Raw genomic sequence first — 24,415 nt, 5'->3', positions numbered from 1 at the left:
GCGTTCGAGTGGCGACTGCACCTCGCCTGGGGGCCCGGCGGGAAACTTGCGCACGGTACGGGGCGTGACTAGGGTTCGGCTCATATTGACAAGACTGTTAAACGATTTGGATAACGCGAGGATCGCGATGGCTTCGCAAGCTCCGGCCGCGACCCGACCGCCGGACACGGAACAGAGGATCTTCGACGCCGCGCTGACGGTATTCGCCCGCAAGGGGCGCGACGGCGCGCGATTGCAGGAGATCGCGGATCACGCGGGGATCAACCGCGCGCTGCTGCACTATTATTTCCGCACCAAGGAACAGCTCTACGAGGCCGTGTTCGAGCACGGGTGCCGGCAGTTCATGGCCGGGCTCAGCCAGTCGCTGCGGGCGGAGGAGGGGGTCGAGGACAGTCTGCGCGCGTTCGTGTACGGCTACATCGACTACATCTACGAGCACCAGGACATGGCCCGCCTCATGCTGAACGAATGTCTGTGCGGCGGCGGCGTCCTCGAGCGGCACCTTGCCGCCGCGATCGAGGCGCGCGAGGAGGTGCCGGGGCTCCTGCTCGAGGACCGGCTGCGCGCGGCCATCGGCGCGGGCGAGATCCGGGAGATCGACCTCCGCCACACGCTGCTCACGATCGTGTCGGCCTGCCTGTTCCCGTTCGTCGCGCTCCCGACGGTGCGCCTCTTCCACTCCCGCGCCGTGGAGGACTTCGACCGCTTCCTGCAGGAACGAAAAGCACACATCGTCGATCTCCTGCTGGCGGGTCTGCGGCCGACCGAAGGCGTCCGACGAGGGAGACTCGCGTGAGTGCCGCAAGGGTGGCGTCGAGGACCGGGGTGCGCGGTCTCCGTCGAGCGGGCGGGCTTCTCCTGCTCGCGATGGCGGGCGCGTGTTCGTTCGCGCCGGGCCCGCGGCTCCCGGGCACGGTGGCCGAACTCCCCGCGGCGTACGAAGCGGAAGCCCCCCCCGCCGATACGGCGCACGAGCCCCGCGACTGGTGGCGCGCGTTCGACGACGCGACGCTGGACCGCCTGATCGAGACGGCGCTCGTCGCCAACCTCGACCTCCACGAGGCCGTCGCGCGGCTCGAGGAGTTGCGGCACCGGTACCGGATCGCGCGGGCGCCGCTCTTCCCGGCGCTGACGCTCGACGCGAACGGCAACCGGTCCAGCACGCCCGCCAATACGGGGCTGGGGTCGCAGTTCGGGGGCGACGACGACGCCGAGAGCCCGATCCCCGGGCTCAGCTTCAACTTCCCCGACCGGTTCGAGTTCACGACGTACTCGGCCTCGCTCGGCTTCGCGTACGAACTCGATTTCTGGGGCCGGCTGCGCAACGAATCCGGGGCGGCGGTCCGCGACTTCCTGGCTTCCCGGGCGGACGCGGAAACCGTACGGCTCACGGTCATCGCGTCCACGATCTCGACCTATCTCGAGGTCGTCGCCGCGCGGGCCCAGCTCGCCATCGCCGAGGACAACGTCGATCTGCTCAGGGAGCGCGCGGAACTCACCCGGGAGCGGTATCAGGCCGGCGTCACGAACACGTTTGAACTCTACGCGATCCGGCAGCAGTACCGGACCGCCGAGTCGAACCTGCCGGGCCTGCGCACTGCCGTGGACGATGCGGAGGGGCGGCTCGCCCTCCTCGTGGGACGATACGCGGGGAGGCTCGAGGACCTGCTGCCGGCCGCGCTCGAACCGGCGGTCGATACGACCCCGATTCCCGGCGGGCTGCCGGTGTCGCTCCTCGAGGACCGGCCCGACGTGATGGCCGCGTTCGAGCGCGTCGAGGCGGCGCGCCGCAGGGTGGGGGCGCGCAGGGCCGAACTTCTCCCCACGATCTCCTTCAACGGAGCCGTGGGGCGCCAGGCGGGCGCGCCCGAGGATCTGCGGTTCATCGACCAGTGGTTCTCGAACCTCATCGGCGGCCTCGTCGCCCCGATCTTCCAGGGCGGCCGCCTGCGCGCGAACGTCGGGGCGGCCTGGGCGCAGTACGACCAGGCGCTCATCGCCTACGCGCGCACGGTCCTGGACGCCTTCCGGGACGTGCGGACAAGCCTGCGGCGGTTCGAGAACGAACGGGAGCGGTACGCGCAGGTCATGGAACAGGTCGCCGATGCCCGCGCCTCGCTGGAGAACCAGTTGGAGCGCTACCAGAGCGGGGTGGGGGACTACGTCGAGTACCTGGACGCGCGGGTCAACCTGAACGGCGCCGAAAACACCCGGGTGCTCGCCGAACGCGGCATCGGAGAGGCGCGGCTCGCGGTGCACCGCGCCCTGGGCGGCGCATGGGTGGCGGAGGACGTCGAGGACATCGAGACGAGTGCAGACGAAACGAGCGAAGACCCGGGGGGCGCGGCGTCGCTCCCCGACCGGAGATAGGGCGGAGTGATGGAAGACGGAACGCGGCAGACGCCGCACGAGGCAGGGAACGCGGAGGCGCCCGTCGCCCCGCCGGCGTTCCTGAGGCGGCTGGTACAGGGGACGATCGTCATCGGCGTGGGAGTGCTCGGCTTCGCGATCCTGTTCGGCATGCGCGCCGAACCCGCGGAGGTGGAGCCGCCGCGCGTGATCCCGACGGTCAGCACGGTGCCCGCCCGCGTGACGCAGGGCGCGATCAAGGTGCGCGGCGGCGGCACGGTGCGGCCCAGCGCCGAGGTCACGATCGCGCCGCAGGTCGGCGGGCGCGTGATCTGGACTTCGCCCGCGCTCGTGAGCGGCGGACGGTTCCTCGAGAACGAGTCGCTCCTGCGCGTGGACCCGGCGGACTACGAGAACGCCGTTGAGGCCGCGGAGGCGGACGTCGCCCAGCGCGAGGTCGCACTGCTGGAGGCCGAGGAGAACGCGCGGCTGGCGCTGGACGAATGGAGGCGGCTCGCCGAACGTGAGAACCTCGACCCGACGCCGCCGAACGCCCTCGTCACGCGGCAGCCGCAACTCGATGCGGCCGCGGCGGCGCTCAGGAGCGCCCGCGCCAGGCTGGAAGATGCGCGGCTCGCGCTGGAACGGACCTGGATTCGGGCTCCGTTCAACGGGATCGTACGCGAGGAGACGGTCGATCTCGGACAGTTCGTCGCGGCCGGCCAGACCGTCGGCCGTCTGTACGCGACGGACGCGGTGGAGATCGTCGTGCCGCTGAGCGACAACGAGGCGGCGCTGATCGAGCGTCTGTGGAGCGCGCGTGCGGGCGACGCCGCGACCCGTATCCCGGTTGACATCGTGTCCGAGTACGGCGGGACCGAGTACGCGTGGTCGGGATACGTGGACCGGGCGGAGGCGGCGCTCGACGAGCAGACGCGAACGGTCGACGTCGTCGTCGCCGTCCCCGAGCCGTTCACGCCTCCCGAGGACGATCCGGGCCGCCCGCCGCTCCTGATCGGCAGCTACGCGACGGTGGACATCGAAGGCACGAGCTTCGAGGAGTACGCCGTGGTCCCGGCCGCCGCCGTGCGGGATGGCGATGTCCTCTGGACCGTGGCGGACGACACGCTGCTCGTCATGACCCCGGTCGAGCCGATTCAGGAAGTGGATGATGAAGCCGTGGTGCTCGGACCGATCCCGGACGGGACCCCGGTCATCGTCTCGATGCTCCTCTTCGTCACCGACGGCATGACGGTGCGGCCGGTTCAAATGCTGGAGAGCGCCGAGCCGTGGCAGCCCGGCGCCAACGGGGACGGGCCGGAAGGAGATGGCTCATGAGGCGGGCGATCGGCTGGATGGCCAAGCACGGCGTCGCCGCCAACCTGCTGATGGTGCTGATCATCCTGGCGGGATTCGTAAGCCTCATCGGTCTGCCCCAGGAGACGTTCCCGGAGATCTCCCTCGACACGATCCAGGTACAGGTCCAGTACCCTGGGGCGTCGCCCGACGAAGTCGAACAGGCGATCGTGCGGCGGGTCGAGGAGCGGATCACGGGCATCCAGGGCGTCGATCGCGTCACGAGCGCCGCCTCGGAGAACGTCGGCATCGTGCTCGCCGAACTGTCGCTGGGCACGGACGAGTCGAAGACGCTCGATGAAATCAAGTCCGCCATCGACCGGATCACGAGCTTTCCCGTCGATGCCGAGGAGCCGGAGGTCGTCGCCCTGAGCGCGGAAGGCCGCGTCATGGAGATCGCGATCTTCGGCGATGTTCCGGAGCGGACCCTCAAGGAGATCGCGAACCGGGTCCGGGACGACCTCACCTCGTTGCCGACGATCTCCCTCGTCCGCGTTTCCGGCGTCCGGCAGTACGAGATCTCGATCGAAGTCTCGAAGGAGGCCCTGCGCGCCCACGGCCTGACGCTCGACGAGGTGGCCGCGGCGGTGCGGCGCGGCAGCCTCGACCTTCCCGGCGGGAGCGTCGAGACCGATCGCGAGGAGATCCTCGTTCACATCCGGGGCCAGAACTACACCCGGGCGGACTTCGCGGACATCGTCGTGCGGGCGAACGTCGACGGGTCGATGCTCCGTCTCACCGACATCGCGGACATCCAGGACGGTTTCGAGCACGTCGACCTCATCAACGCCTACAACGGGCAGCCGACGGCTTTCGTCCAGGTCCTGCGGACGGGAGACGAGCGTGTCCTGGAGATCTCCGACGAAGTCGAGCGCTACCTGGAAGAGGAGTTGGCCGGCTCTCTGCCGCGGGGTGTCGACTACAGCATCTGGCGCAGCGAAGCCTCCTACCTGCAGAGCCGGATCGACCTCCTCATCAAGAACGGCCGGCTGGGTCTGATCCTGGTTCTCATCGCGCTGGCCCTCTTCCTCGACCTGCGCCTCGCGTTCTGGACCGCGGTCGGGATCTTCCTCTCCTTCGCCGGCGTGTTCGCGGTGATGGCGTGGGCCGGGATCTCCATCAACATGATGGCGCTGTTCGGCTTCATCCTCGCGATCGGGATCGTGGTGGACGACGCGATCGTGGTGGGGGAGAACATCTTCGCCGAACGGGAGAAGGGAGCGCCCGCATTGCGGGCGGCGATCAAAGGCACGAGACGCGTCTCCGTGCCCGTGATCTTCGCGGTGCTGACGACCGTGGCGGCCTTCACTCCGCTGCTCTTTGTGCCCGGCAGCCTCGGGAAGTTTCTCTACGTGATCCCCGCGATCGTGATCTCCGTGCTCCTGCTCTCGCTCGTCGAGGTCCTGTTCATCCTCCCCTACCACCTCTCGCACCTGCCGGCGCCGGGCTCGGGCCGGGGCAGAGGGGGGCTGCTGGGACCCGTGTACCGCGCGCAGGCGCTCGTCCAGACGAACCTGCAGCGCTTCATCGACGGACCGCTGGAGCGCTGCGTGCGCTTCGCGGTGCGGCGCCCGGGACTGACCGTCCTCGGCGCCGTCTCCTCCCTCATGATCGTGGGGGGGCTCGTGGCGGGAAGGCATCTCCGGTTCAGCCTCCTGCCCGTGATCGAGGGTGTGGAGGTCGTCGCCTACATCGAGATGGCCGAGGGAACGACGAGCGAGCGCACGCTGGAAGTCGCCAGCTACGTGGAGGGGCAGGGATACGCGGCGATCGCGGAACTGGAAGCGCAGCTGCCGGCGGACGAGCCGCCCCTGGTCGAAGCGGTCTTCACGAGCGTCGGGCAGCGTCCCTCCCAGGCCGGAGGCCCCGGCATGAGCGCCGAGGCGAGCTTCATCCGGTCGAACGTCGCCGAGGTCAGTCTGCGGCTGACCGACCCGGAGATACGGGACCTGCCGGCCATCGAGGTGGAGCGGGCCTGGCGGGAGCGCGTGGGGCCGGTCGCCGGCGCCCGGGAACTCACGTTCAGCTCCAGCCTCATCGATCTGGGATCGCCGGTACAGGTGGAGCTTTCCCACCCGGACACGGCCATGTTGAACGCGGCGGTGCCGGAGTTCACGGACCGCCTGGTTCGCATTGCGGGGGTAACCGAGGTCCGCGACGACCGGGGCCGGGGGAAACGGGAGCTGGAGCTGGAACTCAGGCCCGCCGCCCGCACGCTGGGGATCACGCTCGACGACCTGGCGCGCCAGGTACGCGGGGCGTTCTTCGGGAATGAGGTCTACCGCCTGCAGCGGGGCCGCGACGAGGTGCGCGTCTACGTCCGGCTTCCCGAGTCGGAGCGGAACACGCTCGCCGACCTCCAGGACTACCGGATCCGCACGCCGACCGGAGGCGAGGCGCCGCTGTCGGAGGTCGCGGACGTCTCGTTCGGCGTCGCCTCATCGACGATCAACCGGATCGATGGACGGCGCATCGTGACGGTCACGGCGGACGTGGACGCCGCCGTGATCACGGGGCAGGAAGTCAACACGGAGATCACCTCGGCGATCCTGCCGGAACTGCAGGCCGAATACCCGGGCCTTCGCTACGGGTTCGGCGGAGAACAGCGCCAGCAGACGCTGGCGTTCGAGGGAATCGCGCGCGGCTTCCTGCTCGCCCTGCTCGCGATCTACGCGCTCCTCGCCATCCCCTTCCGCTCGTACCTGCAGCCGCTCGTCGTCATGGCCTCCATCCCGCTCGGGCTCGTCGGCGCCGCGATCGGGCACCTCATCATGGGGCTCGACCTCGGCATGCTCTCCATGTTCGGGCTCGTGGGCCTGTCGGGCGTGGTCGTGAACGATTCGCTGGTCCTCATCGACTTCATCAACGAACGGTACCGGTCGGGGCTCCCCATGTCGGAAGCGATCGTGCAGGGGGCGAAGGTCCGCTTCCGTCCCATCATGCTGACCTCCGTGACGACCTTTCTGGGCGTGTCGCCGATCATCCTCGAGCGCAGCGTCCAGGCGCAGTTCCTCTCTCCCATGGCGGTGAGCCTCGGGTTCGGGATCCTGTTCGCGACCTTCATCATCATGCTCGCCGTGCCCGCGCTGGCGATGATGAACTACACGTTCACGATGAGGGCGAAGCGGGCCTTCGTTCGCTGGCGGCGAAAGCCGAAGCTCGGTCTGGCCGCGGGAGGAATCGAGCGCTGAGCGATCTGTCGGGCACCTGGCTGGCGTCGCTCGAGTCCGAAGGCATCGAAATCCTTCGGGAGGGCGTCGCGGCGGCGTCGCGGCCCGTGATGCTGTATTCGATCGGGAAGGACTCCTCGGTGCTCCTCCACCTCTCCCGGAAGGCCTTCTGGCCGGCGGCGCCGCCTTTCCCCCTGCTTCATATCGACACGACGTGGAAGTTCCGGGACATGATCGCGTTCCGGGACCGCACGGCGGCGGAAGCGGGCGTGGACCTCCGGGTTCACACCAACGACGACGGGCTGCGCGAAGGCGTCAATCCGTTCGATCACGGATCGGAACGCTATACCGAAGTGATGAAGACGGCGGCGCTGCGGCAGGCGCTCGACGAGGGCGGGTACGACATCGTCTTCGTCGGCGCGCGACGGGACGAGGAGAAGTCGCGCGCCAAGGAACGCATCTTCTCGCTGCGCAACGCGGCCCACCAATGGGATCCGAAGGCGCAGCGTCCCGAGCCGTGGAACCTGTACAACACCCGCCTGGCTCCCGGCGAATCCCTGCGCGTCTCTCCGCTCTCCAACTGGACCGAAGCCGATGTCTGGCGGTACATCCGCGCGGAGGAGATCCCGATCGTGCCCCTCTACTACGCCGCCGAACGTCCCGTCGTCGAGCGGGATGGACGGTGGATCATGGTCGACGATGGCCGAATGCCGCTGCTCCCCGGCGAGGAGCCCCGGAAACGGCGCATCCGCTTCCGGACGCTGGGCTGCTACCCGCTGACGGCCGCGGTCGAGAGCGACGCGGATACGCTCGACGCGGTCATTGCCGAGACGCTCGCGACGGACGGTTCCGAACGCGAGGGGCGTCTCATCGACCATGACCGCGACGGCTCGATGGAACTCAAGAAGAAGCAGGGCTATTTCTGATGCCGCCGGCTCTTCGCTTCGTGCTGTGCGGCAGCGTCGACGACGGCAAGAGCACGGTCATCGGCCGACTCCTGCATGACTGCCGGCAGGTCTTTTCGGACGAGCTGAAGCGGGTCGAACAGGACTCGGTGCGCTACGGCACGCAGGGGAGGGCGACGGACCTCGCCCTGCTCGTCGACGGACTGAGGGACGAGCGCGAGCAGGGCATTACGATCGATGTCGCGTACCGGAGCTTCGAGACGCCGCGCCGCCGCTTCATCGTGGCCGACGCGCCCGGCCACGAGCAATACACGCGGAATATGGCGACGGGCGCCTCGACCGCCGATCTGGCCGTCGTGCTGGTGGATGCGCGCAAGGGCGTTCTGCCCCAGACGGCGCGGCACACGCGGATCGCGGCCATGTTCGGCGTCCGCCGCGTCGTACTCGCCGTGAACAAGATGGATCTCGTCGGGTGGGACCGGGAGATCTTCGAATCGATCCGGGACGCCTACCGCGGGATCGCGGACGAGATCGGTCTCGCCGCGGTCGAGGCGATTCCGGTCGCGGCGCTGACCGGGGCCAACCTCACCCGAAACGGCGCGTCGGCGCCCTGGTATGCGGGTCCGACGCTGCTCGCCCATCTCGAGACCGTGGACGTCGAGGAATCCCCCGCCGGCCGGCCCTTCCGGATGCCGGTCCAGTATGTGAATCGGCCGCACGCCGACTTTCGCGGATACTGCGGACGCGTGGCCGCCGGCACGGTGGCGGTCGGCGATGCCGTCGGCATCTCGCCCGCCGGAACCGAGAGCCGCGTGGCGTCGATCTCGGTGGGGGACCGAACCCGCGAGCGCGCCGCCCGGGGCGACTCCGTGACGTTGACGCTGGCTCCTGATGTCGACGTCACGCGGGGCGACGTCGTCGCGGGCGCAGGCGAACCCGTCGAGGTCGCGGACCAGTTCCAGGCACGCCTCGTCTGGATGCACGACGAGCCTCTCGCCGTGGGCCGCCCGTACGTGATGAAGCTCCACTCGCGGGAGGTGGGGGCCGCGGTCACCCGGATCCGGCACCGGCTGGACGTGTCCAACGGCAGCGAGTTGGCCGCTTCCGTTCTGCACTTGAACGACCTCGGGACCGTGAACCTCGCGACCAGCCGCCCCGTCCCCTTCGCGCCCTTCGATGAGTCGCGCGCGCTGGGCGGCTTCATCCTGATCGATCGCGCCACGAACGCGACGGCCGCCGCCGGCACGATCGTCTTCCCGCTCATGCGGGCGGCGAACGTGAGTTGGCAGCAGCTGGACGTGTCGAAGGACGTCCGCTCGCGGATGAAGCTTCAGCGCCCCCAGTGCGTGTGGCTGACCGGAATGTCGGCTTCCGGGAAGTCCACCATCGCCAACCTGCTCGACCGCCGGCTGACCGTCGAGGGACGGCACACGTATCTCCTGGACGGCGACAACGTGCGTCACGGCCTGTGCCGCGATCTGGGTTTCACCGAAGCGGACCGGGTGGAAAACATCCGGCGGGTCGCGGAGGTCGCCCGCCTCATGGTCGACGCCGGCCTGATCGTGATCGTCGCCTTCATCAGCCCGTTCCGGTCGGAACGCGACTACGCCCGAGGTCTGTTCGCGTCCGGCGAATTCATGGAAGTTCATGTGGACGCATCGCTCGAGGCGTGCGCGGAGCGCGACCCGAAGGGCCTCTACGCCAAGGCGCTCAGGGGAGAGATCAGGAACTTCACGGGAGTCGACAGTCCCTACGAACGGCCCGAAGATCCCGATCTGCGCCTGGATACGGAAGAACTCTCTCCGGAGGAATGCGTGGACCTGCTGACGGAGCGACTCGACCGCGAGCTCCCGACTCCCATGACGGAGGCCAACTGATGGCGAACGGACCCGGTTCGGATGTAGCGGAGCTGCGATTCGCGGCCGACGAACGTCCGCCGCACGCGGCGAGCCTGGTGATCGGGGTACAGACGGCACTCCTCGTGTGCGTGCCGGTGGTCGTGGTCACGACGATCGTCACGCGCGTCGCGAACCAGAGCGACGAATACCTCTCCTGGGCGGTCTTCGCGAGCATGGTGATCGGGGGTCTCCTCACGATCGTCCAGGCGAAGCGCTTCGCCGGCCTCGGGGGTGGAACGCTGACCGTCATGGGCGCTTCGGGGGCTTCGATCGGGGTCGGCGTGCTCGCGCTCGTCGCGGGGGGGCCGGCGCTGCTGGGGGTGCTGGTCCTTGCCGCGGGGCTGTGCCAGCTTGCCCTGGCGGCCCGGCTGGCGCTGCTCCGGCGCATCATCACGCCGGTCGTTTCGGGCACGCTGACGGCGCTCGTGGCGGTGACGATCATGCCACTGGCGTTCGCCATGCTCACGCGCGTGCCGGAGAACGCTCCGCCGGCCGCGGCCCCCACCGTTGCCGCCGTCACCATGCTGTGCGTCGTGGGCCTCCTGCTCCGCGGCAAACGGTTCGTGCGGGCGTGGAACGCCCCGATCGGCATCGCCGCGGGCTGTGTGACCGCCGCGCTCTTCGGGATTCTCGACTTCGAACGCGTGGCGGCAGCCCGCTGGATCGGGATCCCCAACGCGCCGCTGTCCGGTCTGGATCTGAGCTTCGACGCGAGCTTCTGGCTGCTCCTGCCCGCGTTCCTCTTCGTGTCCTTCGTGATCACGATCCGGCAGGTCAGCGACAACGTCCGCATGCAGCACCTCTCCCGGCGCGAGCCGAGGGCCGTCGATTTTCGCCGGGTCCAGGGGTCCGTCGCCGCCTGCGGGGCCGGCACGCTCCTGTCGGGTGTCGCGGGCGTGCTGCCGCCGTGGCCGTACGTTGCCGGGATCGCCCTCGCGAGCGGCATCGGCGTCGCCGCCCGCAGTATCGGCGTCGTCATTGGGGGGGCCTTCATCGCCCTCGCCTTCGTGCCGAAGCTCACGGCCGTCATCCTGTCGATCCCGGCGCCGGTGCTCGGCGCCTACATCATGGTCGTCTTCGGCCTCATCTTCGTGCAGGGCATGCGGATCCTCTTCCAGGAGGGGATCGACCGGCAGTATTCGCTGATCGCCGGGCTGGCGTTCTGGATCGGGGCAGGGATCCAGTTCCAGGCGATCTTTCCCGCCTACCTGGCCACGCCGATGGGCCGCATGCTCGCGAACGGCCTCACCGTGGGCGGGCTGTCCATCCTCCTCCTGAACCTTTTTCTGGACGTGACCGGACCCCGCCGCCACAGGATCGAGGTCGCGCTGCGCCCCGAGAACCTCCCGGAACTCGACAAGTTCCTCCAGGAATTCGCGGCCCGGTACAAGTGGAGCGGCAAGGCGACGGACCGCCTGCGGGCGGCGGCCGAAGAGGCGCTCCTGAGTCTCCTTCGGAAGGAAGGGGACGAGGAGGTCCCGGCCGCGGAGGAGCGCCGGCTGCGCGTCGTGGCCCGGAACCTCCGTTTCGGCGCCGGACTGGAGTTCACCGCGGCGACGCACGAGGGCAACCTGGAGAACCAGATGGCTCTGCTCGGGGATCGCCCCGACCCGACGAGCGAACGGGACCTGTCGCTGGCGCTCCTGCGGCATCACGCCTCCTCCGTCAAGCACCACCAGTATCACAACGCGGACGTCCTGACCGTGCACGTGAACCGCGCGTGGACCGCGGGCAGGTCGTAAGGCCGCGCCCCTCCAGACCGGGAGACCGGGGGTCCGGTTGACCGAAGCAGGTCGTCCCCGCATGATTTTGACGCAAGCCACGGAAGCGACCTCCAAACCCCCTCAACGAGGATGGAGCAGATGAGCGAGCCACGCCCGGCCCCGACCATGAGGAACGCGGTCGATTTCAACGTCGTCGGAGACAACATCCTGGACATCGCCGACTTCGCGATCGAGAAGTACGAGTTCACGAGCGGCACGACGCTGTCCGATGAGGCGCGCGAGGAGGCGATGGAGAAGGTTCGGGACGCGCTGTGGGAGATGGTGAACGCGTTCCGGAAGCGGCGGAAGGAATGGCGCGCGAAGCTGTTCGCCACCGCCGACGAGGCCGTGCGCGGCTGCGTCGAGGGATCCTGATTCGCATGGAATGACCGGTTCGCATGGAATGACCGGCGGGCGACCGGAGTAGGCCAACATGCCAAATGCCCTGCTGCTCTACCCCAGGCACCCGCCGACATACTGGGGCCACGACTATGCCCTGGATCTCATGGGCATCAGGGCGGCCTTTCCCCCTCTCGGCCTGCTCACCGTGGCCGCGATGTTTCCGTCGCGGTACAACCTGCGCGTGGTCGACCTGAACGTGACTTCGCTCGAGGAGGCCGACCTGGAGTGGGCGGACCTGGCCTTCACGTCGAGCATGATCCCGCAACGCCCCTCGCTGGAGCAGATCGTGGGGCGCTGCAACCGCGCGCGGGTTCCCGTCATCGCGGGCGGCCCGCACCCCACCACCTTTCACGAGGAGATGGAGGGCGTCGATCACTTTGTGCTCGATGAGGTCGAGGAGACCTTTCCCACCTTTCTTCGCGACCTGGAGAACGGCGCCGCCAAGGCCGTCTATCGCGCCCCGAGGCGGCCGGATGTGACCCTCGCTCCGCTTCCCCGTTTCGACCTCATCGACTTGAACCACTACTACTCGATGTCCCTGCAGTTCTCGCGGGGTTGCCCCTTCGACTGTGAGTTCTGTGACATCACGAAGCTGTACGGCCGTGTGTCCCGAACGAAATCCCCGGAACAGATGGTGGCCGAGTTCGAGCTTCTGTATGGACTGGGATGGCGGGGTCCTCTCTTTCTCGTCGACGACAACTTCATCGGAAACAAGCGCGAGGTCTCAAGGCTCCTCCCCGCGATCGCCGAATGGCAGAAGGAGCGCGACCACCCCTTTTCCCTGTTCACGGAAGCGAGCGTCAATCTCGTCCGGATGGACGACTTGATGGATGTCATGATCGAGGCCGGTTTCGACTCCGTCTTCCTGGGGATTGAGACGCCCAACCCGAAGGCTCTCAAGAAGATGAAGAAACCGCAGAACATCGACATGCGCGATGACGACTACCTGTTCAACGCTGTGCGCAAGATTCAGGGGAAGGGCATGCAGGTTCTGGGCGGCTTCATCCTCGGGCTTGATGACGACGATGACAACGCGTTCGATGCCCAGATCGAGTTCGTTCAGGAGGCCGGGATTCCGATGGCGCTGATCGGGTTGCTGACCGCACTCAAGGGAACGAATCTCTGGACCCGGCTGGAGCGAGAGAATCGATTGTTGGACAAACCTGTCCAAATCGACGACACCTCCCTGAACTTCAAGCCGCAAATGGACCCCGCGACGCTGGTGGAGGGGTATCTCCGGGTCATCGGGACCATCTACGATTCGACGCTGGAGAATTACTTCGACCGTTGCCTTACCCTGCTGGACCACCTCAATCCCGTACCGCACCTCCACAAGCGGGTGAACGCCCACATCCTCTATGCGGGCATCATGGGAATTCGCCGGCGCCTCACACCGGAACAGCTTTCGCCGTTTTCGCGCTACATCGCCAAAGTCTCCAGCGACCACCCTCGACTCCTGCCGCTGGCCATCAGTCTGGCCGCCACCGGCCACCACTGCGAGAAGTTCACGCGCCAGCAGACCGTTCTCCGCAGCTTCAAGGACTACCTGAAGTCGGAGTCGGCAGCGTTCCATGAAGCCGGACGGGATCCCGGTTCGGCCGAGGGCCCGGAGGACCATCTCGTACGGAAAGCCCTGCAACGGGCCAAGAGGCGCCGGAACGCCATCCCCGATGAATTCCGGTTTACGGGAGACGGTGTCCGCGAGGCTCTGGCGGACTTCGAGCTTGCGTTGACTTTGGAGCCGGGACCCGCCGGACCGTCGAGCGCGACGCTGCCGGTTCTCGGAGCCACGACGCAACAGGCCGGCGTCCCGGCGTCCGAGCTCGGGGGCGCCCGCCGAGCGGAGGCCAAGTGACTTCCATCGCGGGTACATCCGGCGATCCCATCGCCATCGTCGGCTACGCCTACCGGATGCCGGGCGGTCTCCGAACGGATGAAGATTTCTGGCGGCTCCTCAGCAAACGCGAGGTCGTCCAGGAGTCCGTCACGGAGCGCTACGGCCGGGGCTACCAGCCGATCGGCCGGTTCTCGGGTCCGGGCCGTTTCGGCAGTCCGTACGAAGGGCTGCTCCGGGATGACCTGGAGCAGCGGATGGATCCGGGTCTGTTCGGCGTCTCCCACCATGAAATGTCCTATATGGATCCGCAGATCCGGATGCTGCTGGGCTGCGCATGGGAAAGCTGCGAACACGCCGGCTGGAGCCTGAACGCCCTCCGCAACAGCCGCACGGGCGTCTTCATCGGAGCCCAGGTCGCCTCCACCGCGAACTGGCGCGCCCTGTTCGGGACCAACGAGTTCTCCATCCTGAGCATCGATGCCTCGATGCTGGCGAACCGGATCTCCTACCATCTCAACCTCATGGGGCCGTCGATCGCGACCTCCACCGCCTGCTCGGCGTCGCTGACCGCGCTTCACACGGCGGTGAACTCGATGCGTCAGGGCGATTGCGAGCAGGCTCTGGTGGGCGCCGCCACCTACCTGGGGTCCGCCCGCTGCAGTGCCTCCTTCAACGCACTCGGCGTCATCAGTCCGGATGGCCGGTGTCATTCCTTCGACGCCGACGCCAATGGCTACATGCGGTCGGAAGGCGCGTTCGTGTTCGCCGTCAAGCCGCTGGAGGCGGCCGAGCGGGACGGAGACCACATCTTCGCGGTGATCGAAGCCACGGCGGTCAACACGGCCGGGACCGCCGATGACGCCGCCGGATTCGCCCAGGGGCGCTACATCACGGCGCCGACGCGCCATTCGCAGGTCGAACTCATGCGCGAGGCCTGCGGGCGTGCGGGACTGCGCCCGCAGGACTTCGACTACGTGGAGGCGCACGCGACCGGCACGGTCGTGGGCGACCGCATCGAAGGAAACGCCATTGCCGAGGCGTTCGGCGGCGTCGAGCGCGAGGCGCCGCTCCGCGTGGCCAGCGTGAAGAGCAACGTGGGACACCTCGAGGCGGCGGCGTTCAGCTGTGCGCTGCTGAAGGTCATCCTCATGATGCGGCGGCGGACGTTCGCCCCCATCTCGGAGAACTACCTGGTTCCGAATCCGGAGATCGATTTCGACCTCGGTCCCATCGAGGTGCAGACCGCCTGCGAGCCGTTCCCCGACCGCCCGGTCGTGGTCGGGATCAACTCCTTCGGGTTCGGCGGTGCGAACGGACACTGCGTCGTGCGGGAGTACCGACGGGACCGATCGAGGGAATGGTCGGTGCCGCTGGCGCCCGACGCCGGCTACATGATCCCCCTCTCGGCGCGGACGCCGAAGGCCCTCGAGGAGAGCGCGCGACGCCTGCGCGAGTACCTCGACGGGCGGGAAACCGACCTCTACACGCTGGCCGGGAATCTGAGCCGGCGCCGCGCCCGGTTCCCCGTGCGCACGGCGTTCGCTGTCCGCAGCCGCTCGGAGCTGGTCGAGGCACTGGACGCCTTCGTGGAAGACCCCTCCCCGGTCTCCACGGTGGAGGCGGGCGACCGCCGGGTGGCCATGGTGTTCTCGGGACAGGGTACGCAGTGGGCAGGGTGCGGGCGCGATCTCTACGACTCGGATCCCGTATTCCGGCGGGTGGTCGATGCCATCGAGGAGGAATGGCGGAAACACTCGGACGCGTCGCTGCGCGACGCCTGTTTCTCGGCGAGCCAGGAGGAGTTGAACGAGGTTCAGCTCGCCCAGCCGGCCATTTTCATGATTCAGTGTGCTTTGGTGGAGATGCTGGCGGCCTGGGGTGTCCATCCGGAGTGCGTCGTCGGACACAGTTCGGGCGAGGTCGCCGCGGCGTACGCGAGCGGGGCGCTTTCACTCGCCGATGCGACGCGGCTCGTCTATCACCGGGCCACGCTGCAGCAGCGGGTGGCCGGCTCCGGCCGGATGCTGGCGATCGGCCTCGACCGGCCGGGCGTCGAGGATCTGTTGAGAAACCACCGGCCCGCCGAGGCGGAGATCGCCTGCGAGAACTCGCCCGCCAACACCGTCATCTGCGGGAAGGAAGCCGCGCTGCGGCCCGTGATGGCCGAACTCGACCGGCGCGGCCTGCAGAACCGGCTGATCCCCGGGAACATCGCCTTCCATTCCACCGCGATGGATCCGCTGCGGGACGACGCGCTGCAGGCGCTCGCCTTCCTGAACGAATGCGACTTCGACGGCGACGTGCCCATGGTGTCCTCCGTCACGGGGGAGACGGTCGAGCGTCTGGACAACGCCTACTGGTGGTCCAACATCCGGAACCCCGTCCTCTTCGGCACGGCGATGGAGACCGTGAGGCTGGAATGCCGCCCCGACGTGGTTCTGGAGATCGCCCCCCACGGCGCGCTGCAGCCCCTGATCCGGCAGTGTCTGGAAGCGGCCGGCCCGGCCGCGGTCTGTCTCCCTACCCTAATGAAGGATGAGGATGCGTGCCCGGGCTTTCAGGAGGCCCTGGGGAACCTCTACCGGGCTGGCGTCGCGCTGGATTTCGCCTCGCAGTATCCGCGCCCGGAACCCATCGCTCACCTCCTTCCCGGTCATCCCAGGGAAGAGACCACGAGCAATGACGACCTGGTCGACGACGAGATGTTCGTCCAGCGCGGCGAGTACTCCCACGGCCCCTTCGTCGGACACCGCGTGGCTTGCGACCACATCCTGTTCGAGGCGCGGCTCTCCGAGAAGGACTTTCCGTGGCTGACCGACCATCGCGTCCACCGCGCCCCGATCATTCCGGCCGCCGGATACATCGAACTCCTGCTGCAGGCGTTCTCGGGGGACCCCATCAACATCGAGGAGATCGAGTTCCTGCAACACACGCCGGTGAATCCGACTCCGGTGCGGCTGCAGACCGCCCTGTTTCCCGTGCCCGACGCTCCAGGGCAGTACACGTTCACGATCTCCACCCGATCCTTCGAGGATGATGAAGCCGGAACGCTGCACTGCCGCGGAAGGGTGCGCCGCGTGGACGAAAACCATGCCGTCGACGCCTTTCCGACGCTGGACGATCTCCTCGCTTCCGATTTCGATCCCTCGCCCCTCGCGACGGGAGAGGAGTTCTACGACCAGATTGAAGCGGTCGTCGGGGATGCCTTCGAGTTCGGGCCCGAGTTCCGCAGCGTCCAGCGGATCGAGATGGACTCGGGTTCGACGGACATGCTGTTCGAAATCGAGGTCGACGAGGAACTGTGGGCGTCCGGCCGCGAGGAGGGATATCTCCTCTACCCCCCGCTTACCGACGGCGGGCTGCAGATCTTCCTGCGCTACCTGATGCGCCTGCCCGACTTCTTCTCCATGCCGCAGCGGGCGTGCGACATTACGTTCGTGCACCCCCCGACGGGGCCGCGCATCACCTGCTTTCTCGTCGATACGGGCGACTGGTTCGACGTGGACGAGCGGGGCCAGTACAACAAGCCTCTCGGCGAGCTGTACATCGGGCGGCTCAGCCTCTACGACACCGATACAGGGCAACTGCTCGCCCATATCGGAGAGTATCACTCCTTCAACAGCAATCCGCGCTGGAGCGACGTCCCGGACAGCAAGCACCTCATCCGCTGGCAACCGAAGTTCGTGCCTCCGACACCGCGGATCGGAGACGCGGTCCGCGACGGGGATGTCGATCCCGCCGCCCTCATCGCCGCCCTCGAACAGGGTGCGGCAGGCAGCCCGTACGCCTGTCACGTCGTCGAAATCGCCGGCTGCCGGGACGCGGATCGGACCATGCTCAACCAATGCCTGGAGCATCTCTCCGGCCCCGACGCGCAGAGCGAGTACTGGCTGCTCGGGGACGATGAGGAATCCACGCAGGCACTCTACGAAGCCTTCAATCACCGCGATGCCGCGATTCGCTTCGCCTCGCTGGAAGCCGCGGCGGAGGGCGCCTCCGAGACGGATATGGCGACGGGTCTGCTACGACCCGCCGCGACCGAGATCGTTCTTCTGCACCGTGACACGGGTGAAGGCGGAGCGGGCGGGGATCGCTGGGCCGAAGCGTGGGCGCTTGTCGAGCGGCTGGCCGTGCCGGGGGGACTCGCGCTCGTCTCGCATGACGAGAGCGACGTCATCGAGCCGGGGAACGGCTGGAGCACGCTTCACGCCGGCCCCCGCGCGACGCTCCTGCAGGCTGCGCAGGAGGATCCCGCGCCGACCGGCGCGGCCGCGGTTTCGGCTGGCACCGCCGGTCCCCGCTGGGTGATCGGCGAACCCGGTAGCCCGGCCACGGAGTGGATCGCGCAACTCGATCCGACCCACGCGTATAGCGTCCCCTGGAGCGCCTTCGAGGACGGTGATTTCACATCGCTGGAAGAGTGGCCGTGGGGTGCGGACCTCGAGGCGATCGATTTCTTCGTCGGGCCGGCCCCGGACGATCCGACGGGCGAGCGAGTAGTGTGGCGCCTCGTCGCCTTCCTCCAGGCCCTCGCGCCCTTCCGGCTGGAGAGCGCGAACCGGACTTGTCGCTTGAACGTTGTGACGCAGGGCGCCGTTTGCGGCGTGGAGGCGCCGCGAGGAAGCGCGCTGTGGGGAGCGGTACGCAGCCTGGCGCTCGAGCTTCTCGCCGAGGACACGAAGATCGACTTCCGTCTCGTGGATCTGGGCACGGCGGGCGACCTCGGGGCGCTGGCACGACTCGACGCGTGCGATCCGCGCGAACGGGAACTGGCTATCAGGGACGGACGCCTGTGGGTACCGCGCGTCGTGAGCGTTCGGGATCGTTGGCCGCTCGTGCCCGCGGGCGCTGATCCCCCCTACCGGCTCCGGCTGGACAACCCCGGCCAGGTGAGCGGCCTGCAGGTGGCGACAACGGCATTGCCCCGTCTGGGGCCCTCCGACGTCGAGATCGAAATGGCCGCGGCGGCTCTGAACTTTCGGGATGTCATGGTCACGCTGGGGCTCCTCCCCGCGCTGGCCTACGAGCGCTCGGCGCTGGGCCGCGAGGTCGGCATCGAGGGGAGCGGGGTCGTACGCCGCGCCGGCCCGGACGTGAAGCGTCTGAGCCCCGGCGACGAAGTGGCCGTAACGACGGGCGGCTGCATCGCCAACCGAATCGTCGTGAACGAGCACCTGGCCTTCCTCAAGCCGCCCGGGCTGAGCATGGAGGAGGCCGCGGCGTCCCTCTCGGTGACCGTGACCGCGTACTACGCGCTCATCCATCTGGCCCGGCTGAGAGAGGGGCAGCGGGTCCTCATCCACTCCGCGATGGGCGGCGTCGGACAGGCGGCGATCGCGTTGGCGCACCACGTCGGGGCGGAGGTCTACGCCACCGCCGGCAACCGGAGCAAGCGCGAGCAGTTGCTCGAGATGGGGGTGCGCGGGGCGTTCGATTCGCACAGCCACGACTGGTACGATGACCTGATGGAGGCCACGGGAGGCGAAGGCGTCGATGTCGTGCTGAATTCGCTCGCCGGCCATCACATCGCCCTCTGCCTCAAGGCCTTGAGGCCCTCGGGGTGGCACTGCGAGATCGGGAAGGTCGACATCTTCACGGACAACTCGCTCGGCATGCGGGTCTTCCGCAAGAACCTCCGCTTCGCCGCGATCGACGTCGACCGGTTGATGCTCGACGATCCGGTGCTGTCGCACATGCTCTCGCAGGCCTGTCTGGACCTCATGAACGAGGGCGCCGTGCCGCCACCCCGACTCACCGCCTACGAGTACCGCGACTACGCCAGGGCGCTACGCCTGATGACGACGGGCGGGCACCAGGGGAAACTGGTCCTGAAGGCACCGCCCGACCCGGCGGATCGGGGGTTCGCGATCGCGGACACGCGCCCCTTCCTCGACCCCGAGGCCACCTATCTGGTCACGGGCGGGCTGGGTGGCTTCGGGCTGCGTCTGGTACCCTACCTGATCGCGGCGGGGGCCCGGCACGTGACACTGATGGACCGCGACCCGGAGCGTCGACGGAGCGTCGAGTGGCTCCGCCAGACGACCACGCTGTCGAAGATGACCGGCGATTACGAGATCGAGATCGTTTCGGGCGACGTGCGCCACGATGAGGACGTGCGCCGCTGCATCGCCGGGCTGCAGCGGCCGCTCAAGGGTGTTTTCCACCTCGCCGGAACGCTGGAGGACCGCTCGTTCCTCGACACCTCCGCCGAGTCGCTGGAGAACGTGTTCGCGCCCAAGGCCCGCGGCGCACTGAACCTGCACGATGCCACGACCGACTGCGCCCTCGACTACTTCGTCCTCTTCTCCTCCATCGCTTCGACGTTCGGGAACGTGGGGCAGGTCAACTACAGCAGCGCGAGCGCTTTCCTGGATGGCCTGGCGGCCTGGCGTCGCCGGCAGGGGATGCCGGGGTTCTCGTATAACCTCGGTCCCGTCACGGAGGTCGGGATGGCTGCGCGCAGCCTTCACGTGATGCGTATGATGCGCGCGGCGGGGATGATGACGGTGAGCGCGAACTTTGCGATCGCCAATCTCGACTACGCCCTGCGCGCGATGGCGCCCGACCCGACGGAGCCCGGCACGAAGGGGCATGACCATATGGTAACCGCGCTGTTCTCCAACCCGGCGTGGACCGTCGATTCCCCGGACTACATGCGCAACGGGCGCCTGCTCAACAATCAGGCGGCGTTCGAGGTCAACGTGCGCGGCGAACTGACCCTGGAGAACGTTGTCGCGCAGATCTCCGCCAAGGTGGCCGAACTTTGCGGGCACGAAGAGGGCGATGTCGCGGAGCCGCTGTCGAGCTTCGGGCTCACGTCGATTTCGGTCGCCGAACTCGGCGCCTTCATTCAGGCGCAGTTCAACCGGCAGGTGAGCGCCCTCGAGCTGATGACGACCGCCTCTGCCCTGTCGCTGGCGGAGATGATCGTGCACGGAGCCGAGTCGGATGCGGACGGTGAGACCGTAGCCGAAACCGATGGGTTGGTGGATGTCTCACCGCAACGCGTACACCAGGTACGCAGGCGGCGTTCGCCCTTTGCGAACAGGTTGGAGGACCACTTCCCGATCCGGGCATGACGCGGTCCACGGCGACAACGGCGCCCCGCCGCCCGGTCCCGCCACTGGTCGGGAAGCTGCCGCCGCACTGTGAACGCGACCTCTCGGAGTTGCGTCGCTTCGTGCGCGCCGCCGTGACCGGAGCGGCGCCGGCCGAAGCCGTCTCTCCTTCGGAAATCCGCCGCGTGCTGGTGACCGGTGCGACCGGCTTCGTCGGGCGCTTCCTGGTGCGCGACCTGCTGGCGCATGACGCTGGCCTGGAGGTGCACTGCCTCGTGCGGGCGGCGAGCGGGGAGGAGGGTCTCAGGCGGCTGCGGGCGAACATGAAGCACGCGGAGACCTGGGACGATGACTTCGCTCCGCGCATCCACGTCTGCACGGGGGACATCGCCCAGCCGCGGCTCGGTCTGCCGCGCGCCGACTTCGACCATCTCTGCGCGAACGTCGACGCCGTCTATCACCTCGCCGCCACGCTGAGCCTGGCCGCCTCGTACGCCGGCATCCGCAGCGTGAACACGTCCAGTCTTCGCAACGTGCTGGAGCTGTGCCTGCGCACGCGCCGCAAGCACCTGTTCTACGCCGGGACGATGGGGATCTTCCCCGAGTACGTCTGCACCTTCGCGCACGAGTACGAGGGGAGCCGCATCGCCCACCAGGGGCAGCCCGGTCTGGCGAGCATGAAGAAGACGTTTCCGCTCGGGCTGCTCGGATATCCCTGGAGCAAGCTGGTCGCCGAGCAGGCGCTGCTGTTCGCCCAGTCGGCCGGTCTCCCCGTGGCCGTGTTTCGCCTGGGGCAGACCAGCATGGCAACGACCGGATACAGTGAGCCGAGCAACATCACCCAGCGACTCTTCGCGGCGATCGTCGACACAGGATTGGTTCCATCCGGGTTCGCCCTGCAGTCCACCAACGACCCGGTCGATACACTGAGTCGCATCTGCACCGACATCTCATTGAACCCGGAACGACGGTTCACGCTCTACAACTGCTGCAATCCGACGCCTTCCTATCGCACGGTGTCGCTCGAGGAGCTCGGACTGGATTTGCCGGAGGTGTCGTACCAGGCCTTCAGGCGCGCCTGCCAGGCTCGCGGCGACGCCTCTCCCATGGCCGGGTACTGGCCGGTGCTCGATCACTTCGGACGCTATTGGCTGCAAGGGGCCGCGGCGGCCACGTCGCTCCCGATCAGCGACCGCGCCATTCGCGAGGACTGCCCGGGGCCGATTGAATGGCTCGGCCCGCTTACCCGCTACGTGCGTCATAACCGGTGGGTGCGGGCGCATCGCGAGGACTGGCCCTATCCGCAGCCGCGCCGCAGCCTGGACTTCGACCGGCTGGTGACGCAGGCGCGGCGTTACGCCGGAGAAAACGGCGTCTCCTTCGAGGACACCTACCCCGAGTGGATGTTCGAAGGGCTGGAGCAGCTTGTCGACGCGCTCAACTCGCCCGAAGCGACCCTGCCGGAAGATCGGGTCGGCCACATCGTCTTCGACATGTGCCGAATCCTTCGGAACAACGCGGAACTCGCCGGCGAACGACTGCGCCATCCCGTGATCGAGCGGCAGGAGATCGTCCGGCCGGTGTTCATCGTCGGCATCAACCGGACGGGCACCACCTACCTGCACCGCCTCATGGCCCGGGATCCCCGGTTCTGGGCGCTGCGGGCGTACGAGTACGTCGAGCCCGTCATCGCCGCCGGCGATGACGCCGGCCTGGCCGGCACGTCCGAGGACCCGCGCCGCGCGCTGGCGAGGGACGTGTTCAGGGCGTCCGGCATCATCGATTCCTTCGAGGGGACTCATCATGTCGGCCTCGACGAGCCGGAAGAGGACATGGCGATTCTCCGGCTCTCGTTCAGAGCCTGGATGTTTGCCACGCGGCATCCAATCCCGACCTACGAGCGCTGGCTCGAAGCGAGCGGCTCGCGCGAATCGTACGCTCTGCACCGGCGCGTCATGCAGCACTACACCTGGCAGCGCCGGGAGTGGAATCGCGGGGCCGACGGACAGTGGCTGTTCAAGATGCCGGCGCATCTCAGGGAGCTGGAGGCGCTGACCGAAGCCTATCCCGACGCTCTGTTCATCCAGACGCACCGCGAGCCCGCGCAGTTTATGGGATCGTGGTGCAGCCTGGTGGAGCGGATCCGCGCGGACGTCAGCAAGCCGCGTCCCCCGGATGAGTTGGGCGCCGAGCAGTTGCGCGCGATGGGCCTCCTCCTCGATCGGGCGGTGGCGTTTCGCGAGTCGCGCCCGGAGCTTGACGACCGCTGGATCGACGTGAGCTACTACGATCTGGTTCAGGATCCGACGGCCGTCGTGGCCCACGTTTACGATCGTTTCGGCTGGCCCCTGAGACCCGAAGTCGTCGCCGCCATGGAAGCGTGGCTCGACGAGCAGGGCGAGCGCCGCCGCACCGAGAAGCGTCACACGTACGACATCGCCGACTACGGGCTGACGCACGAAGCGATCGACGAGGCGTTCGTCCGCTATCGCGATTTTCTGTCGGGCCACAGTCGTCGGGCTTCGCTGTTGTGACACTCGGTCGGCGGCGACCGCGCGGGCCGGTTCTCGTCACGGGTGCGAACGGCTACGTCGCGTCGTGGCTGGTAAAGAGGCTTCTGGAACTGGGCTTTGACGTTCACGGGACCGTGCGCGATCCCCGGGATCCCGCGAGAACCGGCCATCTGCGGACGATCGCCCGGGGCCGCCCCGGAACCCTGTCCCTGTTCCGCGCCGACCTCCTCGATCCCGAGGGGTTCGACCGGGCGATGGCGGGATGCCCGCTGGTCTTCCACACCGCTTCCCCGCTCATCGTGCGCGACGTCGACGATCCGTTGCGCGACCTCATCGAGCCCGCGACACGCGGCACGCGCCACGTGCTCGAGGCCGCTGGCCGGACAGGCGCGGTCCGGCGGGTGGTGCTGACTTCCAGCATCGTGGCGATCTATGGGGACGCGGCCGACCTGGAGCAGATCGAGGCGGGCCGATTCGACGAGAGCCACTGGAACACCACCAGCCACGAAGGCCACCAGCCCTATTCCTACTCCAAGACTCTGTCGGAGCGGCTGGCGTGGAAGATGGCGGAGGAACAGACCCGGTGGGACCTGGTGGTCGTGAATCCCGGGCTGGTTCTTGGACCCGGCCTCAGCCGACGCACGAACGCCGAAGGGGTCCTGGTCATGCGCGATCTGGGAAACGGCGCCCATCGCGCCGGTGCTCCGGAACTGGAGTTCGCCATCGTCGACGTCCGGGATGTCGCGGAAGCCCACCTGCAGGCGGGCCTCATCCGGGAGGCGGAGGGACGACACATCCTGGTCAGCGAGACCCGCAGCCTGATCGAAATCGCCGGGATCCTGCGGGACCGCTTCGGCGACGGCTTTCCCCTGCCCCGGCGCACCGTGCCCAATCCGATGGCCATCTCGTACGCACCCCTGCGGGGTATCCCCCGCGCCGTGGCGAAGCGCAACGTGGGGTATCCGCTGAGGTTCGAGAACGCGCGCGCCAGGACCATCCTCGGCCTCGCCTTCCGTCCCGTCGAGGAGACCATTACGAGTCACTTCCAGCAACTGCTGAACGACGGTCTCGTCTCCGCGCCCCGGGGCGGCCGCCGGGGGGAATTCGGTTGACCGCAACGGGTCGTCCCCGCATGATTTTGACGCAAGTCACGGAGGCGACCTC

General features: G+C 68.0%; 12 protein-coding genes. All 12 read left to right on the top strand.

The window, feature by feature from the left end; translation table 11 throughout:
* The first annotated feature begins 127 nt into the window (after positions 1–127).
* The 12 genes from ACQY5G_RS15900 to ACQY5G_RS15845 all read left to right on the top strand — a co-directional run bounded on the left by ACQY5G_RS15900 (position 128) and on the right by ACQY5G_RS15845 (position 24,363).
* Positions 128–796, top strand: coding sequence for a TetR/AcrR family transcriptional regulator (locus ACQY5G_RS15900; RefSeq protein WP_428275604.1), 669 nt, complete (start codon positions 128–130; stop codon positions 794–796).
* Positions 793–2,370 carry an efflux transporter outer membrane subunit gene (locus ACQY5G_RS15895; protein ID WP_428275602.1) on the top strand — a complete coding sequence of 526 codons (1,578 nt, stop codon included), beginning with the start codon at positions 793–795 and terminating at the stop codon, positions 2,368–2,370. The genes ACQY5G_RS15900 and ACQY5G_RS15895 overlap by 4 nt, the downstream gene beginning before the upstream one ends.
* Before the next feature lie 9 nt (positions 2,371–2,379).
* Positions 2,380–3,687: an efflux RND transporter periplasmic adaptor subunit gene (locus tag ACQY5G_RS15890; protein ID WP_428278719.1), complete on the top strand. Its 1,308-nt coding sequence runs from the start codon at positions 2,380–2,382 to the stop codon at positions 3,685–3,687.
* Positions 3,684–6,896 (top strand): efflux RND transporter permease subunit, encoded by a 3,213-nt coding sequence (locus ACQY5G_RS15885; RefSeq protein ID WP_428275600.1) that lies wholly within the window; start codon positions 3,684–3,686, stop codon positions 6,894–6,896. Before ACQY5G_RS15890 ends, ACQY5G_RS15885 begins: the two co-directional genes overlap by 4 nt.
* A gap of 5 nt (positions 6,897–6,901) precedes the next feature.
* Complete coding sequence (cysD, locus tag ACQY5G_RS15880) at positions 6,902–7,801, top strand: sulfate adenylyltransferase subunit CysD (protein ID WP_428278718.1); 900 nt, start codon at positions 6,902–6,904, stop codon at positions 7,799–7,801.
* Positions 7,801–9,657, top strand: a complete 1,857-nt coding sequence (gene cysC, locus ACQY5G_RS15875) for an adenylyl-sulfate kinase (protein WP_428275598.1) — start codon at positions 7,801–7,803, stop codon at positions 9,655–9,657. Before cysD ends, cysC begins: the two co-directional genes overlap by 1 nt.
* Positions 9,657–11,420: a solute carrier family 23 protein gene (locus ACQY5G_RS15870; RefSeq protein ID WP_428275596.1), complete on the top strand. Its 1,764-nt coding sequence runs from the start codon at positions 9,657–9,659 to the stop codon at positions 11,418–11,420. Before cysC ends, ACQY5G_RS15870 begins: the two co-directional genes overlap by 1 nt.
* A 120-nt stretch (positions 11,421–11,540) precedes the next feature.
* Complete coding sequence (locus ACQY5G_RS15865; RefSeq protein ID WP_428275594.1) at positions 11,541–11,816, top strand: hypothetical protein; 276 nt, start codon at positions 11,541–11,543, stop codon at positions 11,814–11,816.
* A gap of 58 nt (positions 11,817–11,874) precedes the next feature.
* Entirely contained in the window at positions 11,875–13,698 is a 1,824-nt protein-coding gene (locus ACQY5G_RS15860; RefSeq protein WP_428275592.1) for a B12-binding domain-containing radical SAM protein, read from the top strand.
* Positions 13,695–20,759, top strand: coding sequence for an SDR family NAD(P)-dependent oxidoreductase (locus ACQY5G_RS15855; protein ID WP_428275590.1), 7,065 nt, complete (start codon positions 13,695–13,697; stop codon positions 20,757–20,759). The genes ACQY5G_RS15860 and ACQY5G_RS15855 overlap by 4 nt, the downstream gene beginning before the upstream one ends.
* The gene (locus ACQY5G_RS15850) at positions 20,756–23,272 is read left to right on the top strand and encodes an SDR family oxidoreductase (protein ID WP_428275588.1); all 2,517 of its coding nucleotides are present in this window, start codon (positions 20,756–20,758) and stop codon (positions 23,270–23,272) included. Before ACQY5G_RS15855 ends, ACQY5G_RS15850 begins: the two co-directional genes overlap by 4 nt.
* Positions 23,269–24,363, top strand: a complete 1,095-nt coding sequence (locus ACQY5G_RS15845; RefSeq protein WP_428275586.1) for an NAD-dependent epimerase/dehydratase family protein — start codon at positions 23,269–23,271, stop codon at positions 24,361–24,363. The genes ACQY5G_RS15850 and ACQY5G_RS15845 overlap by 4 nt, the downstream gene beginning before the upstream one ends.
* Positions 24,364–24,415 lie beyond the last annotated feature (52 nt).

Source organism: Candidatus Palauibacter sp. (assembly GCF_965261555.1).
Classification (GTDB): domain Bacteria; phylum Gemmatimonadota; class Gemmatimonadetes; order Palauibacterales; family Palauibacteraceae; genus Palauibacter.
The sequence above is the reverse complement of the archived record's forward strand: the minus strand, read 5'-3'. Positions and strand labels throughout refer to the sequence as shown.

Bases quoted from the DNA above. Each gene is read 5' to 3' on its own strand.
- ACQY5G_RS15900 (WP_428275604.1), top strand. From the start codon at position 128: ATGGCTTCGCAAGCTCCGGCCGCGACCCGACCGCCGGACACGGAACAG.
- ACQY5G_RS15890 (WP_428278719.1), top strand. From the start codon at position 2,380: ATGGAAGACGGAACGCGGCAGACGCCGCACGAGGCAGGGAACGCGGAG.
- ACQY5G_RS15885 (WP_428275600.1), top strand. From the start codon at position 3,684: ATGAGGCGGGCGATCGGCTGGATGGCCAAGCACGGCGTCGCCGCCAAC.
- cysC (WP_428275598.1), top strand. From the start codon at position 7,801: ATGCCGCCGGCTCTTCGCTTCGTGCTGTGCGGCAGCGTCGACGACGGC.
- ACQY5G_RS15870 (WP_428275596.1), top strand. From the start codon at position 9,657: ATGGCGAACGGACCCGGTTCGGATGTAGCGGAGCTGCGATTCGCGGCC.
- ACQY5G_RS15865 (WP_428275594.1), top strand. From the start codon at position 11,541: ATGAGCGAGCCACGCCCGGCCCCGACCATGAGGAACGCGGTCGATTTC.
- ACQY5G_RS15860 (WP_428275592.1), top strand. From the start codon at position 11,875: ATGCCAAATGCCCTGCTGCTCTACCCCAGGCACCCGCCGACATACTGG.
- ACQY5G_RS15850 (WP_428275588.1), top strand. From the start codon at position 20,756: ATGACGCGGTCCACGGCGACAACGGCGCCCCGCCGCCCGGTCCCGCCA.